Here is a 14,134-nt window from a genome sequence, read left to right on the forward strand (position 1 = left end):
ACGATGCGGTCAAGAAGGCCGGCCGGCATGATGCCAGGCCGGCTTTCTTGCGTCTGGACGTCCGTCAGGGGTGACGATGCACGTGCTCTGCGCCGTGTTCATGGTGAGCGTCATCATGATCATGCCCCGACCCGCAGGATGCCTTCCCCGTCCCGCAGCAGGACGATGACAGGGTTATTGCTTCGCCCGCCCTCCACTCGCGGTAACTCTGGTTGAGGATCTGGACGGAGGAACTGAGGAACAGGCCTGCCATGATGCCGGCGACAATCAGGTCGGGCCAGGCAGTCGCGGTGCCCCAGACGCCGAGGGCCGCGATCATGACGATGACATTGCCGATCGCATCGTTGCGCGAGCAGAGCCAGACAGAACGCACATTGGCGTCCCCGTCCTTGTAGGACATCAGGAGAAGCACGCTCGCGACATTGGCGCCAAGCGCCAGGAAACCGATGAGGCCCATGACCGGCGCCTCTGGCACGCCGCCTTCAAAGGCCCGCCAGACTGTGGAGCCGAAGACCCAGAGGCCCATCAGGAAGAGGCTCACACCCTTGGCGGCGGCAGCCATGCTGCGGGTTTTCAGCGAGGCGCCGATCACGGCGAGCGAAATGCCGTAGGTTACGGCATCGGCGAAGAAATCCAGCGCATCGGCCTGCAATGCCTGGGAACGTGCCAGCTGTCCGGCCGTCATTTCCACGGCGAACATGGCGGCATTGATGGCAATCACCAGCCAGAGCCGGCGCTTGTAGGTGTCGGACATGCCGTCGAAAGGGGCATGGTCATGGCCGCAAGCAGCACTCATCTTTGATTTCCTTCAGGTCTTGATGTGGTCATGCATCGACCTTAGGATCTCTAGTGACTAGAGGTTCAAGGGGTTATTTCATGTTTTCGATCGGGGATCTGTCCCGGCGCGCGGGGGTCAAGGTGCCGACCATCCGTTACTACGAGCAGATGGGGCTGATCTCGGCCCCGGATCGCACGGAAGGCAATCAGCGGCGCTACGAGAAGGCCGATCTTGAGCGACTGACCTTCATCCGCCATGCGCGGGATCTCGGATTTCCGATCGAGGCGATTCGGGAGTTGCTGACGCTCAGCGGCCATCCGGAAGAGCCCTGCGAGCGGGCAGACCACATCGCCCGGGAACAGCTCGATGATGTCAGGGAAAAGATTGCGCGGCTGAAGAAGCTGGAGGCGGAGCTCGCCCGCATCGTCTCGCATGGGGAATGCCATACGATCGGCGACTGTTATGTGATCCGGGCACTGTCCGATCACGGGCTGTGCGAACACGAGCATTGAGGACCGATGCTCACGGCCCAGCGCCGGGGCAGAGGTGGAGCGGTGATGGTCAAGGGTCCTCGGTTGGATTGGCCCGCTGGTCGAGCAGTGCCGCATCAATATTGCGACCTGCATAGAAGAAGCCGAGCACCAAGACGTCACCTTCCCGGGCGACGAAGGCAATGCTCAGGCGTCGGCGGAAGCCGATGATCCGAAGCCCGTCTACCGCGCCGCTTCGCAAACTTCCACGCTCAGGGTAGGCGCAGAGATCGGCGAGGAGGGATTTTACGGCACTGACATAGCTCCACGCCCTGTCCGAGCCCGAGCGTTCCGCGATGTAATCGTATAGGTCATTGAGCTCTCCGGCCGCATCCGGATGGATAATCAGCGGCCGGGTCATGTTACCGGTCACTCACGCGACTGCGGTGGCGCGCCTCAAGTCGCGCAAATATCTCGTCGCCAGAGATCAGCCGGTCGGGATTTTGTCTGGCATCGGCGAAACGAGCAGGAATTTCGACGTCGAGCCAGCGATCTCTTGCACCATCAAGCTCATCAAGTAGTTCCAAGCCGGCGCGGACAACCGCCGAGGCATCGGAAAACCGACCGCTCGCCAGCTGACGTTCGATCCTCTCCCGATCATTGTCGTCGAGTTTAAGACTAATGGTCATCTGTCGACCTCCATGGAGACAAGCATACCATATCGCCAGCTTCAAAACAGCTGACAGTTCCCCCGTTGACAATCGATTTAAACTGGCGCATCACACCCGCCATGATCGATATCCGCGCAACCATCTCCTGCACGTATTTTTGGGCCTACCGGTAACCGGCGGCCTGACAAGATCACATTGTCAACAGGCCGCCGTCAGGCGGCCTTGTTGTTTTCCGGACGACTTTCCCCTGACGGCACGAAATGAGACCAAGGGAAAGCAACATGACCGAAGATACAAACCTTACACTCCCCCGCCCGCCGATCGTGTCCATCCGCCATGCCAAGCCGCGCGACCTGCCGCAACTCAACGCTATGATTCTGGCGCTCGCGCAGCATCACGGCGATGCTTCGGCGATGACGCCTGATGTCCTGGAGCGCGATCTGTTCGGACCCATGCCCTGGATCCAGGCGCTGGTTGCCGACAGCGGCGAAGAGGGCCTGATCGGCTACGCCATCCTCGTGCCGCTCTACAAGGCGCAAGAAGGCAAGCGCGGCATGGAACTGCATCATCTGTTCGTGCGCGACAGACAGCGCGGCAACGGCATCGGCCAGCATCTCGTCGACCGGGCCCGCCAGATCGCCCGCGCTTCCGGCTGTGACTTTCTTTCGGTGTCGGCTGCCACCGGCAATTTCGCAGCCCACCGCTTCTACGAAAACATGGACTTCATTCCGCGCCCGGTCACCGGCATGCGTTACCTGCAGGCCTTGAGCTGAGCCTCACCCGACAGACGCAAGGAGGAACCTCATGCCCCGCATCGTGATTGCCCTGCAGAACGACTATGCCGACTGGGAACCCGCGCTCCTGATGGCGGCAACGCGTTACTGGCTCGACTGCGAAGTGGTGACGGCAAGCCCGGATGGCAAACCCGTCATCTCCATGGGCGGGCTGAAGGTCACACCCGACGTCGGCTTTGACGCGATCGATGCCGAGCAGTTCGATGCGCTGATCATTCCCGGCGGCTATGCCTGGGAAAAGGGTGTGGCGTTCGACTTCACAGCGCTCGCCACGGCGTTTCGTGACAAAGGCAAGGTTCTCGGCGGGATCTGTGCGGCCGCGAGCGCGCTGGCGGCGACAGGCGTGCTCGACGACGTCGCGCATACCGGAAATGCGCTCGCGTCGCACAAGAAGTATCCCGGTTATCGCGGGGAGGCTCGGTATGTGGACCAACCACAGGCAGCGCGCGACGGAAAGATCGTGACCGCAGCCGGCTCGGCACCGGATACCTTTACGATCGAAGTGCTGAAGGCGCTTGATCTCTTCGGGCCTGAAGCAGAGGAAGAGCTGACGATGTTTGCCGCCGAGCATCGCCGTTGAGAACTGATGTTGTCCGCATCAGTGCCTGACGGGCGGATTCTCCGACCATTTCTGCAGCGTTGTCTTGATCAGGATGAGAGCCGCCTGCTGGGCGTGATCGCGCTCGCGCGGGTCAACGATGGCCGAGAGGCGCTTCTCAAAAGCACCAACAGTCTCATGCACCCAGCGGTGCAGAGCGGGGTCCGGATAGTTGTCGAGCAGGGACCGGAGCGCATTCTCCATCCGCCGGCGTTCGATGCTCATATCCCCTCCGCAGTCATTTCGACGACGGAAAGATGACAGACAAGGCTTGCGCGATGCTGAACAGAGCCGTGAAAGCTTGTACCAAGTGTCGATGATAAGAACCCATAGGATGGCTTATTGCGGGTTGCTGGCTAGGCGCGGCGCGCCGGGCGATGCTCCCGCATCGGCCAAGCGGCGCAACAACGCCAGGGGCCTGCAATAAGCCACGCTTGGTCGGCTTCCCGCCTATTCTGGCGTCGCCGAGTTCCTTGACCGCTGCGTCAGCATCGCTCTTCGGACCTCTCCTAGCCAAAAATTGCGGTCGAGCCGATCCTATAGATCCCTATCATCGACACTTGGTATCATTGCACCGCCGGGATCGCCTTCAGATAGGCGGCAATCGCCTCGCGATCGGCGGCCGTCAGTTCCGCCATGTTCTTCTGCACCTCGACCATGGAACCGCCGACACTGTCGTAATCGGGTGTGAAACCGGTTTCGAGATAGGTGACGATATCGCCTTCGCTCCACGACCCCATGCTCTTCGAGCCCGGCGTGATGTTGGGGATCGTGCCCTCACCATCCGGATTGGGACCGCCGGCGAGCCACTGGCCGGAAAGGAAGCCTCCGAGCGCATTGCGCGGCGTATGGCATTCGCCGCAATGACCAGGGCCTTCGACGAGATACTGGCCACGCTTCAGCATGTCGGAGGCATCGGCCAGTTCAACGCGCGGGGCATCGCTGAAGAACAGGAATTTCCAGCCGCCGAGCGCGATGCGCTGGTTGAATGGGAAGCCCAACTCATGCGCAGGTGCTACGGCATCACTCGCCGGCAGCGTCTTCATGAAACCGTAGAGGTCGTTGATATCCTTCGGCGTCATGCGCGCATAGGAGCCGTAGGGGAAGGACGGGTAAAGGTGTTCGCCCGCGCGACCCACTCCACGGGTCATGGCATCGCCGAACTCGGCGAGTGTCCAGGCGCCGATACCGGCTTGCGGGTCGCTGGAAATGTTGGGTGCGTGGAAGGTGCCGAAATCGCTCTTCAGCGGTGCGCCGCCCGAAAGGACCAGCCGCGCATCGCCCGTGGCTCCGACCGGCGCATGGCAACTCGCACAACCACCGGCAAAGAACACTTCTCGTCCATGGGTGAGATCTGGTTCGCCGAGATTGGCCCAGACCGCAGGGTCCTGGCGCTGAGGCGCGGTGATGAAAAGGAACGTGCCGAAACCGGCTGCACCGAGCACGGCGAGCGTACCGAGCCCCTTTACCCATGTCGATGCCATCTCAGGCCTCCGTCTACTGCATGCACACGCCTGGAAGCGTGCAATTCGGCGGGCGATCCAGGTCGTCCGGAGATCACCCGCCGGGAGGGCCTTACTTCTTCAGACGGTAGGTCTGGTGGCAATCGCCGCAAGTGGCACCGACGGCCTGCATCGTAGCACCGACGCCGGCCTGATCAGCCGGAAGTGCGGCGAGCTGGGCTTCCGCGATGGAAGCGAGCTTGGCGGACTTGGCCTTGAAGTCGTCCATGTTCTGCCAGATCGCCGGCGCGGCTTCGGATTCCATGCCGGTTTCGGTGCCCGCGGGAAAATGGTCGGGGAAGGTCTTGCCGACTTCGGCGAGCGTAGTGAGGGCTGCCTTCACGGCTTCCGCGTCATAGGGCTTCTCGCCCTTCGCGATACCGCCGAGCGCGCCCATGGCACCGCCGACCTTCTTCATTTCATCCTGACGCACGGCCTGCGGTTCGCCCGCAGCAATCGCTGCGGTCACGCCAAGACAGATCGCCGTCGCGGCAGACAGAACGAGTTTCAACTTCATCAGCTTTTCTCCAGGGGCTCAGCCGGACGCACCGGCGATCGTTAGCAGGGCATCCTATGTTTGACGCCTTGGAACATCCGATTGAAGTCACAAAGGAGTGATGAGCATCACCCTTGGCAAGTTTCAGATATTTATGACGAATTCACGTCAGCAGGCTGTCAGTGAATTGTCAGCGAAGATGCCTGTACGGCGCTTGCAGGGACGCAGCTGAAGGCTGCGGTCGGGTTCGCGACCATGTCCCGCGATCTCGATCCGGTCATCGAAGATGGAAAGGACCGCGAAGGCGTTCTGATGCTCCGTATCGACCATGCCACGGAAATTGACGAAGTGAACGCCGTTCTTCTCGGCATAATTGCCGGTGTGCTGGTGGCCGTTTAGGTAGGCCAGGGCCGAGGGGGACTCGGCGATGAGACCGGAGAGAGCCTCTGCACCCCAAAGCGCATGATCGGATGGCGGGTAGATGGGGTAGTGCCCGAGAAGAATGACGTCTTCGCCGCTTTCCTCGGCGGCCGCAAGTTGATCGGCGATCCAGGTCATCTGACGCTCGGAAATGCCGGCATTCCACCTGTTGGCGTTCGGCGCACCTTGTTCCCGCAACGCAGCAAGACGCTGCTCGGCTTCGATCCGCCTTGGGTCGCCCTCCGGCGGAGCGAAGAGCGAGATCTCGTTGCCATCTGTGACCAGTAGACGAAGGCCCTTCATTCGCACTGCATGATAGGGCGCCGGCATCCCGAGCCTGGGGTAAACCTGCGCCAGGCGCGCCGGGTCAACCATGAAGTCGTGATTGCCAGGCAGCAGGATGCGCGGCGCCTGCAACGTCTCGAGAAGATCGAGAACGGGTGGGAAATTCTCCCAACCGCGGTCGATCAGGTCGCCCAGCACCACCACGGCATCGAGGTTCTGGGCATTGAAGTGCTGCACGGCTTCACCGAGCTTGTCGAGCGAGCGGCGGAAGTATCGGTCCCGCTCCCGATCCGGGTCGAGGTCGGCATATTGTGGATCTGCGATGATGCCGAGCCGCAGGCGGGCGAGAGTGTCAGTCATGGATGCACCGTTTCTGGTTTTCGGCGGTGCATAGGCCCTGGCCATGACGGGTGAATGACAGTCCCTCAGCCAGGAAGATTGGGCTGTATCCGGGTCTGCGGCACGATCCCGCCATACAGCGTCATGCAGATCAAGGTCAGCGGGACTGCGAGCATGGCGCCCACGGCACCCCATAACCAGGTCCAGAAGACGATGGCGACAAAGAGCATGAAGGCGTTCATCTGCAGCCGCTTGCCCATTACCGCCGGGATCAGCAGGTTTTCCAGGAGACCATCGAGAAGGAAGAAGACAAAGGCCGGCAGGAGGCCGATAAAGAGGCTTTCATGCACCAGCAAGCCGGCGATCGCCATGGCGATGGTGACCATGGCTATGCCGAGAAATGGGATAAAGCTGAGCAGAAAAGCCGCCACACCCCAAAGCGCCGGTGTACCCAGACCGCCGATCCACGCGACCACTGCGGCGACAGCACCGAAGATACCGTAAACGACGACCGCCGTCGCAAAATAATAGCCGAGCGCTTCCTCGACCTCGTTGAAAAGGCGGATGGCCTTCAGACGACGCGCACGGTCGGAAAAGGCGCGGATCAGTTCTCGACGCAGTGCCAACCGACAGGACAGGAAAAGCAACAGGCCGGCGATGAAGATGAAGAGCTGCACAAGGGCTGGCGTCACGCCGGCTGCAACGGTCGAAAGAATGGTGCCGGAATTCTCCAGCATTGTTTCCATGGAATCCGGCCCGCGCGACAGGATTGCCAGGGGCCGCTGCATCCACGGAATACCCTCAAGATATTCGATCGTGCGATTGATCATGTCCGGACCATTTTCGACCAACATGTTGATCGGCGTCCAGACGATGCTGACCAGAACGAGTAGCAGGACCAGGAAAAGGCCGGACAAGATGACGGCCGTCACAGTGGGCGGCATGCCGAGCTTGCCGAGACGGTCGGCCGCAATTCCGAGGATGAGGCCGACGACGATCGCCATGGTCAGCGGGATGAGGATGAACGAAGCCAGATGCAGCGCGACAAGCGCAAAGATCAGAAAAAGACCAATGACCGACCAGGACACGACATAGTCGAGCCCCGTCTTCTTGAATCGGACCTTGCGAGAGGGGCTATGGCGGTGGTTGACCTGCACGTTCACCGGACGCTCCCGGACAGGCATTTCTCTCGGCTGATAGATGATGACATGATGTTGTTCCCTCGCGACGTCCTTCAACGTGCGGGAACAACATCCGTTCCACCGGGAATAACACGGTCAGTGTTTCGGATACGGCAGATCAGCTCTGAGGTGCGACCAGCGTCAGACCGATGCCCCATGGATCTGCGAGACTGAAGCCGCGCGGGGTCCGCTCCACCCTGATTTCCAGGCTCTCCAGGGTGGCGAGCACGTCGGTCAGAACAGAATGATCGTTGAAGGCGAGTTCGTAGTCCTGGAGCCCGGTCATTGCCCCTGTGCGAGCTGGCGCCTTGCGGCTGTTCCAGATGTTGGCGGCCACATGATGATGGTAGCTGCCGGAGGCATAGAAGCTCGCTCCCGGATAGCTCGCCATCTTCTTCAGACCAAGCACGCCTTCGTAGAAACGGTCCGCTTCAGGCACGTCGCCGACCTGGAGATGAATATGTCCAAGAGCCGCGTCCTGCGAGATGCCGGCCCACGGGGTCTTCGGAGCACCGTCATAGAGCGCCTGCAGATCAAGCCGGCGCGTGTCCATCTCGACGGTCCCATCAGGATGATAGGTCCATTCCTCCGGCTTGCGGTCCCGGTAGACCTCGATGCCGTTGCCTTCCGGGTCGGAGAGGTAGATCGCCTCGCTCACAAGGTGGTCGCTGGCACCTTCGAACTGGAGGCCGAGATTGGCAGCGTGCGCCAGCCAGTGGGCGAGCTCGGCGCGATCGGGCATGAGGAAGGCGTTGTGAAAGAGACCGGCTGCATTGCGGGGTGCAGCGGCTGCATCGCCGCGCGTCGTCAGGGTCAGGAGAACGCGATCACCGGCGCCGAGCTCGACACCACTCGGTCCATGCGCCAAGCGCTTCAGCCCGAGGGCCTTCTCGTAGAAGCCGGCCATCATCTCCAGATCACGCACGACGAGATGGGCGCGGCCGACATGCACGGGGCGGCTTAGGGCAAAGGATGCGGTTTCTGCATGGGCGGATGTCATCACGTTTCTCCTGCGGCCGAAAGCGACCTCTGGACCCAGATATGGGATAAAACCGTCGTTCACAAAAGACGACATTTCTTCGAAACATCGTTCGATAAAGATTGACGACCCGACACGCCTCAAAGTTGATCCTGATCAATGCGGCGCAGCACCAACGGACGCATTCTGCCCTCATAAAGAGGAAACACCCGGTGGGTGATAAAGGAGAGCAAGATGTACAAGAAGATCATCGTTCCGGTCGATCCGGCAGCCATTGCTGTCGGCGAGACGATCCTGACCAAGGCAAAGTCCCTGCTCGACGCAGGCGGCGAGATCGTGCTTCTGACCATCATCGAGGACATCCCCGGCTACCTGGCGATCGACGTTCCGGTCGACCTCATCGAGGGCGCGATCAACGACGCCAAGGCCAAGCTCGTCACGCTCAAGGAAACGACAGGGGTCAGCGCCCATATCGAGATCCGCTCCGGCGCCCCAGCCCGCGAGATCCTGGCGACGGCCGAGGAACACAAGGCGGACCTGATCATCGTTGGTTCGCATGTGCCCGACTTCTCGAACTATTTCATCGGCGCCACAGCAGACCGGGTGGTGCGCCACTCGAAGATCTCCGTGCTGGTCGATCGGTGATGTTATGATGGAGAACCCCGTACAAGCCATGGACACGGCCCATTTCGAACGCATCCTGCTTGCCCGCAAGGACGAGATCGAGCGGCGGCTGAAGAAGATCGACACCGATCTCGGCACCCTGAAGAGTGCCGACAGCACCGAACGCGCCACCGAGGCGGAGAACGACGAAGTGCTGGAGGAATTCGGCCAGGTCGGCGAGGAGGAATTGCGAGCGATCGATGCCGCTCTGGACCGAATTGCCAAGGGGCGGTATGGTCAATGCGTGACATGCGGCGAGCCGATTTCGATCGAGCGGCTGAAAGCCGTGCCGCATACGCCATTCTGCCAGGACTGTGCAGCCGCTCATTGAGCGGTAGCTTTCGAGGGGCGATGGGCAGGCCGGAGTGATGAGCTCCGGCCTGTTTCTTTATGCTATTTCTTGCGCATGGCCTCGGCAAGCGCCGCACCCAGACCACCCATCGCAGGCTGTTCCGGCTTCGGCGGGCGAGCGTTGGAATGCTTCATGGCGCTGGCATTGCCCTTGGCATCGCCGCGCATCGAGGGCTGTTGCGCCTCGCCGCCGTCTTTCCGCATGGTGAGGGCAATGCGCTTGCGCTTGACGTCGACCTCGACGACGCGGACCTTCACGACATCGCCTGCCTTCACCACCTCATGCGGATCCTTGACGAAGCGATCGGCAAGCTGCGAGACGTGGACCAGTCCATCCTGATGCACACCGATATCGACGAAGGCGCCGAAGGCGGCGACATTGGTCACGGTGCCTTCCAGCGTCATGCCGACCTTGAGATCGGTGATTTCATCAACGCCCTCGGCAAAGGTGGCGGTCTTGAAGCTTGGACGCGGGTCGCGACCCGGCTTTTCCAATTCGGCAATGATGTCCTTGACCGTCGGCAGACCGAACTGCTCGTCGATAAAGCGCTTCGGATCGAGGCCTTTCAGCGTCGCGCTGTCGCCCATCAGCGAGCGCAGGTCGCGGCCACAGGCGGCGACGATCTTCTTCGCCACGCCATAGGCTTCCGGGTGGACGGAGGAGGCGTCGAGCGGCTCCTTGCCGTTCGGGATACGCAGGAAGCCGGCGCATTGCTCAAACGTGCGGGCGCCGAGGCGCGGCACTTTCAGGAGATCCTTGCGGCTGCCGAAGGGGCCGGTCTCGTCGCGATGGGCGACGATGGCCTCCGCCGTCGTCTTGCCGAGGCCCGAGACGCGGGCGAGCAGCGGGGCGGACGCCGTGTTCACATCGACACCGACGGCATTCACCGCGTCTTCGACAACGGCATCCAGCGAGCGCCCGAGGCGGCCCTGATCAACATCGTGCTGGTACTGGCCGACGCCGATCGACTTCGGCTCGATCTTGACGAGTTCGGCCAGCGGGTCCTGCAGGCGACGGGCAATCGAGACGGCGCCGCGTAGGGAGACGTCGAGATTGGGGAATTCCTTGGCCGCCGTTTCCGAGGCTGAATAGACGGAGGCGCCGGCTTCCGAGACGATGACCTTTGTCGGCTTCGGGGCGGTCGCGGGGAACTGGGCGAGCATATCGGCCACCAGCTTTTCCGTCTCGCGGCTGCCGGTGCCGTTGCCGATCGAGATCAGCTCGACATTGTGCTTGCGGATGAGGCTGGCGAGTTCGGTCTGGCTGCCGCGGATGTCGTTGCGCGGCTGGAAAGGATAGACGGTGGTCGTCTCGACCACCTTGCCGGTGCCATCGATGACGGCGACCTTGACGCCGGTGCGGATGCCAGGGTCAAGGCCCATGGTCGGGCGAGAGCCTGCGGGGGCGGCGAGCAGCAGGTCTTTCAGGTTTCGGGCGAAGACGTGGATCGCCTCTTCCTCGGAGCGTTCACGCAGATCGCGCATCAGGTCGAGCGACAGCGACACGGAGAGCTTCACCCGCCATGTCCAGCCGGCAACCTCCAGCAGCCACTGGTCGGCGGGGCCTTTGCCGGCGACCTGATAGGCGGCGGCGATCATGCGCTGGCTGGTTTTAACAGGGGACGTGTCGTCACGGTCGACCTCGATCGAGAGCGACAGGAACTCCTCGTTCCAGCCGCGCAGCATGGCGAGCGCACGGTGGCCGGGCACAGTCGCCCAGCGTTCGAAATGGTCGAAGTAGTCCGAGAATTTGGCGCCGGCCTCGGCCTTGCCGTCGACGAGCTTCGAATAAAGGATCGCACGATCCTTCATGTCGTTGCGCAGGCGGCCAATGAGATCGGCATTTTCCGAGATCTGCTCGGCGATGATGTCGCGGGCGCCTTCAAGCGCTGCCTTCACGTCGAGGACTTCCTCGGTGATGTAGGCCGTAGCCAGCTTCTGCGGGTCGCTCGTGCGGTCGGCGAGGATCGCGTCGGCGAGCGGCTGCAGACCCTTTTCGCGGGCGATCTCGGCGCGGGTGCGGCGCTTCGGCTTGTAAGGCAGATAAAGATCTTCGAGCTCGGCCTTGGTGGTGACCTGAGCGATCTTGCGGGCGAGCTCGTCGGTCATCTTGCCCTGGCCGTCGATGCTCTCAAAAATCGATTTGCGACGCGCGGCAAGCTCGCGCAGATAGATCAGCCGTTCGGCGAGGTTGCGCAGCTGCGTGTCATCCAGGCCGCCGGTCACTTCCTTGCGGTAGCGGGCGATGAAGGGAACCGTGGCACCCTCGTCCAGCAGGCCGACCGCCGCTGTGACCTGGTCGGGACGGGCATTGATCTCGGTGGCGATGAGGGCGGCAATGGATCTGATGTCGTCGGCCATGGGTGTTCCATTCATTCATTCAGGGTGCGGACCATAGCGGGCGAATGCGGCAAGGCAACGGGCATCCGCCCCACTTCACAGGAAAGCAGGGCCATCCAAGGTCAATTCGGCTTGACCTTTCTCCCCTTCCCCCTTAACCGCCGGGCATTCCCTTGTGGCACTGGAGGCTGGCGATGAAGGTTCTGTTGATCGGGTCGGGTGGACGCGAACATGCGCTTGCCTGGAAGATTGCCCAGTCGCCGCTGCTGACCAAGCTCTATGCAGCGCCTGGCAATCCCGGCATCGAGGAAGAGGCGGAGCTTGTCTCGCTCGATATCGAGGATCACGGCGCGGTCGTGCAGTTCTGCAAGGACAAGGCGATCGACTTTGTTGTCGTCGGGCCGGAGGCACCTCTGGTCGCCGGCATTGCCGACCGGTTGCGCGAGGCAGGCATCGCGGTCTTCGGGCCGTCGGCGGCGGCGGCCCAGCTTGAGGGCTCCAAGGGCTTCACCAAGGATGTCTGCGCGCGCTTCAACATTCCGACCGGCGCCTATCTGCGCTTCAACAATGCGCCAAAAGCCAAGGCCTATGTGCGCGAACAAGGCGCGCCGATCGTCATCAAGGCCGATGGGCTTGCCGCTGGCAAGGGCGTGACGGTTGCCATGACGCTGGATGAGGCGCTCAGCGCCATCGACGACTGCTTCGAGGGCGCCTTTGGGGCAGCCGGTGCGGAAGTCGTGGTCGAGGCGTTTCTCGATGGCGAGGAAGCGAGCTTCTTCTGCCTTTCAGACGGCAAGTCGCTTTTGGCCCTCGCGACTGCCCAGGACCACAAGCGTGTGGGCGACGGCGATACCGGGCCGAATACCGGCGGCATGGGCGCCTATTCGCCGGCACCTGTGATGACACCTGAGATGGTCGAACGGACGATGAAGGAGATCATCGAGCCGACGATGCGCGGCATGGCCGAGATGGGCCACCCCTTCCAGGGCGTGTTCTTCGCCGGGCTGATGATCACCGAGAAGGGTCCCGAACTGATCGAATACAATGTCCGCTTTGGCGATCCGGAATGCCAGGTGCTGATGATGCGGCTGAAGAGCGATCTTTTGGCCATCCTCCATGCCTCGGCCACCGGCACGCTGGATCAAGTGACGGCCGAGTGGAGCGAGGACCCGGCACTGACCGTGGTGCTGGCGTCCAAAGGCTATCCGGGTGCCTATGACAAGGCGACGCCGATTGCCTCGCTTCCTGAGGCGCGCCATGGTGCCAAGGTCTTTCATGCGGGAACGGCGATCAAAGACGGCCAGCTGGTGGCAACGGGTGGACGTGTGCTCAACGCCACGGCCCGCGGCACGAGCGTAGCCGAGGCTCAGGCTGCGGCCTATGGCCTGGTTGATGCCGTAAAATGGGAGAACGGCTTCTGCCGCCGCGACATCGGCTGGCGGGCGATCGAGCGCGAAAAGGCCTGACGGGCAAGCGCTCTCCCACTGCCGGGAGCATGAAATCGATCATTCGTTCAAATTTTACCAAAGCTCCTGACCGGATCGAAAGAAACGATCGCTAATGTTCATCCCAACAATCGGGGAATAACGTGATGCGTTTCATCGTTTCGACATCCATGATGCTTGCCGTCTCGGCGCTTGCCATGCCGGCTCAGGCCGGTTCGATCTCGACCGTGACCGGACTTTCCACGAGCCAGCCGAGCATTCTGACGATCGATTGCGCCCACTGCCCGCCGCCCGCTGCGCGGGTCGGACGGACAGATTATCAGGTCCCCACCGTTCCAAGCGGCAGCCAGACCGCGGAAGTGGTCGATGTAGATGGCGAAAAGAAGCTGAAGCGGGTGGAGAGCTGGCTCGGCGGCTCGCCCGTCGTGGTCTACACATCCGCGACAGGCTGGGCCACCGACGGCTCGACTATCGTCGCAGGCGGCCTGCCCGCAGTCAACGAAATCGACCATGGCGCAACGACCGCCGCCGTCGATGCACCGATCGAGACCCACAAGGCACCGGCGCTGGCAGGCTTCGACCTGCGTCTAAACTAATCCCCCCATCCGCCCGCCTAACGATCCGGGCGCGGCGGTCTCTCGTGGTCGACACGGACATAACGCCCGGCCCAGTCCCGGGCGTTATGCCGTGAGCCCCTCCCCCATATATCATCGGTGTTTTTTCATATCGCCGCATCTGTGGACGCTTAAATTCATTTAAATCTTTAAAGGCGAGGCTGTCTTGCAAATACTCGGGACATGACGTGCCGATCCGTTCGACTGT

Annotated in this window: 17 protein-coding genes; 7 read left to right on the plus strand and 10 right to left on the minus strand. The window is 61.9% G+C overall.

Annotated elements, in window-relative coordinates:
- Window positions 1–64: 64 nt before the first annotated feature.
- A complete protein-coding gene (locus SJY08_RS13220) occupies window positions 65–796 on the minus strand; it encodes a cation transporter (protein ID WP_377276160.1) in 732 nt (243 codons plus the stop codon).
- A gap of 80 nt (window positions 797–876) precedes the next feature.
- Here SJY08_RS13220 and SJY08_RS13225 point away from each other — a divergent pair, with 80 nt between their 5' ends.
- Entirely contained in the window at window positions 877–1,290 is a 414-nt protein-coding gene (locus SJY08_RS13225; protein ID WP_069042011.1) for a helix-turn-helix domain-containing protein, read from the plus strand.
- 49 nt (window positions 1,291–1,339) lie between these two features.
- On the opposite strand, the gene SJY08_RS13230 is transcribed toward SJY08_RS13225, so the two are convergent.
- The gene (locus SJY08_RS13230; protein WP_377276162.1) at window positions 1,340–1,669 is read right to left on the minus strand and encodes a type II toxin-antitoxin system RelE/ParE family toxin; all 330 of its coding nucleotides are present in this window, start codon (window positions 1,667–1,669) and stop codon (window positions 1,340–1,342) included.
- A 1-nt stretch (window position 1,670) separates the two neighbouring features.
- Complete coding sequence (locus SJY08_RS13235) at window positions 1,671–1,937, minus strand: type II toxin-antitoxin system ParD family antitoxin (protein ID WP_377276164.1); 267 nt, start codon at window positions 1,935–1,937, stop codon at window positions 1,671–1,673.
- Window positions 1,938–2,200: 263 nt separating this feature from the next.
- On the opposite strand from SJY08_RS13235, the gene SJY08_RS13240 reads away from it, so the two are divergent.
- Entirely contained in the window at window positions 2,201–2,692 is a 492-nt protein-coding gene (locus SJY08_RS13240; RefSeq protein WP_377276166.1) for a GNAT family N-acetyltransferase, read from the plus strand.
- Window positions 2,693–2,723: 31 nt separating this feature from the next.
- Window positions 2,724–3,293 carry a DJ-1/PfpI family protein gene (locus SJY08_RS13245; RefSeq protein ID WP_377276169.1) on the plus strand — a complete coding sequence of 190 codons (570 nt, stop codon included), beginning with the start codon at window positions 2,724–2,726 and terminating at the stop codon, window positions 3,291–3,293.
- Between the two features lie 18 nt (window positions 3,294–3,311).
- Here SJY08_RS13245 and SJY08_RS13250 read toward each other — a convergent pair whose 3' ends face one another.
- The 6 genes from SJY08_RS13250 to SJY08_RS13275 form a co-directional block, all read right to left on the minus strand.
- Window positions 3,312–3,536: a hypothetical protein gene (locus SJY08_RS13250; protein ID WP_054148869.1), complete on the minus strand. Its 225-nt coding sequence runs from the start codon at window positions 3,534–3,536 to the stop codon at window positions 3,312–3,314.
- 341 nt (window positions 3,537–3,877) lie between these two features.
- Window positions 3,878–4,795: a cytochrome c gene (locus SJY08_RS13255; protein WP_054148868.1), complete on the minus strand. Its 918-nt coding sequence runs from the start codon at window positions 4,793–4,795 to the stop codon at window positions 3,878–3,880.
- 91 nt (window positions 4,796–4,886) lie between these two features.
- Window positions 4,887–5,330 (minus strand): cytochrome c, encoded by a 444-nt coding sequence (locus SJY08_RS13260; protein WP_069042016.1) that lies wholly within the window; start codon window positions 5,328–5,330, stop codon window positions 4,887–4,889.
- Window positions 5,331–5,477: 147 nt separating this feature from the next.
- Entirely contained in the window at window positions 5,478–6,374 is an 897-nt protein-coding gene (locus SJY08_RS13265; protein WP_377276172.1) for a metallophosphoesterase, read from the minus strand.
- A gap of 65 nt (window positions 6,375–6,439) precedes the next feature.
- Entirely contained in the window at window positions 6,440–7,516 is a 1,077-nt protein-coding gene (locus SJY08_RS13270) for an AI-2E family transporter (protein WP_377276174.1), read from the minus strand.
- A 136-nt stretch (window positions 7,517–7,652) separates the two neighbouring features.
- Window positions 7,653–8,534, minus strand: a complete 882-nt coding sequence (locus tag SJY08_RS13275) for a VOC family protein (RefSeq protein ID WP_377276176.1) — start codon at window positions 8,532–8,534, stop codon at window positions 7,653–7,655.
- A 213-nt stretch (window positions 8,535–8,747) separates the two neighbouring features.
- Between SJY08_RS13275 and SJY08_RS13280 the strand changes: the two genes are divergently transcribed.
- Together SJY08_RS13280 and SJY08_RS13285 are read left to right on the plus strand one after the other, a co-directional pair.
- Entirely contained in the window at window positions 8,748–9,158 is a 411-nt protein-coding gene (locus SJY08_RS13280; RefSeq protein WP_054148865.1) for a universal stress protein, read from the plus strand.
- Window positions 9,159–9,186: 28 nt separating this feature from the next.
- A complete protein-coding gene (locus SJY08_RS13285) occupies window positions 9,187–9,507 on the plus strand; it encodes a TraR/DksA family transcriptional regulator (RefSeq protein ID WP_054148864.1) in 321 nt (106 codons plus the stop codon).
- A gap of 62 nt (window positions 9,508–9,569) precedes the next feature.
- Here SJY08_RS13285 and SJY08_RS13290 read toward each other — a convergent pair whose 3' ends face one another.
- Window positions 9,570–11,888 (minus strand): Tex family protein, encoded by a 2,319-nt coding sequence (locus SJY08_RS13290; protein ID WP_377276178.1) that lies wholly within the window; start codon window positions 11,886–11,888, stop codon window positions 9,570–9,572.
- A 173-nt stretch (window positions 11,889–12,061) separates the two neighbouring features.
- Here SJY08_RS13290 and purD point away from each other — a divergent pair, with 173 nt between their 5' ends.
- Together purD and SJY08_RS13300 are read left to right on the plus strand one after the other, a co-directional pair.
- Window positions 12,062–13,333: a phosphoribosylamine--glycine ligase gene (gene purD / locus SJY08_RS13295; RefSeq protein WP_377276180.1), complete on the plus strand. Its 1,272-nt coding sequence runs from the start codon at window positions 12,062–12,064 to the stop codon at window positions 13,331–13,333.
- Between the two features lie 125 nt (window positions 13,334–13,458).
- On the plus strand, window positions 13,459–13,908 hold the full coding sequence (locus tag SJY08_RS13300) for a plant virulence effector HPE1-like domain-containing protein (protein ID WP_377276182.1): 450 nt from the start codon (window positions 13,459–13,461) through the stop codon (window positions 13,906–13,908).
- The last annotated feature ends 226 nt before the right edge of the window (window positions 13,909–14,134 follow it).

The organism is Rhizobium sp. R86522, assembly GCF_042466255.1.
In the GTDB taxonomy this organism is placed as follows: Bacteria; Pseudomonadota; Alphaproteobacteria; order Rhizobiales; family Rhizobiaceae; genus Allorhizobium.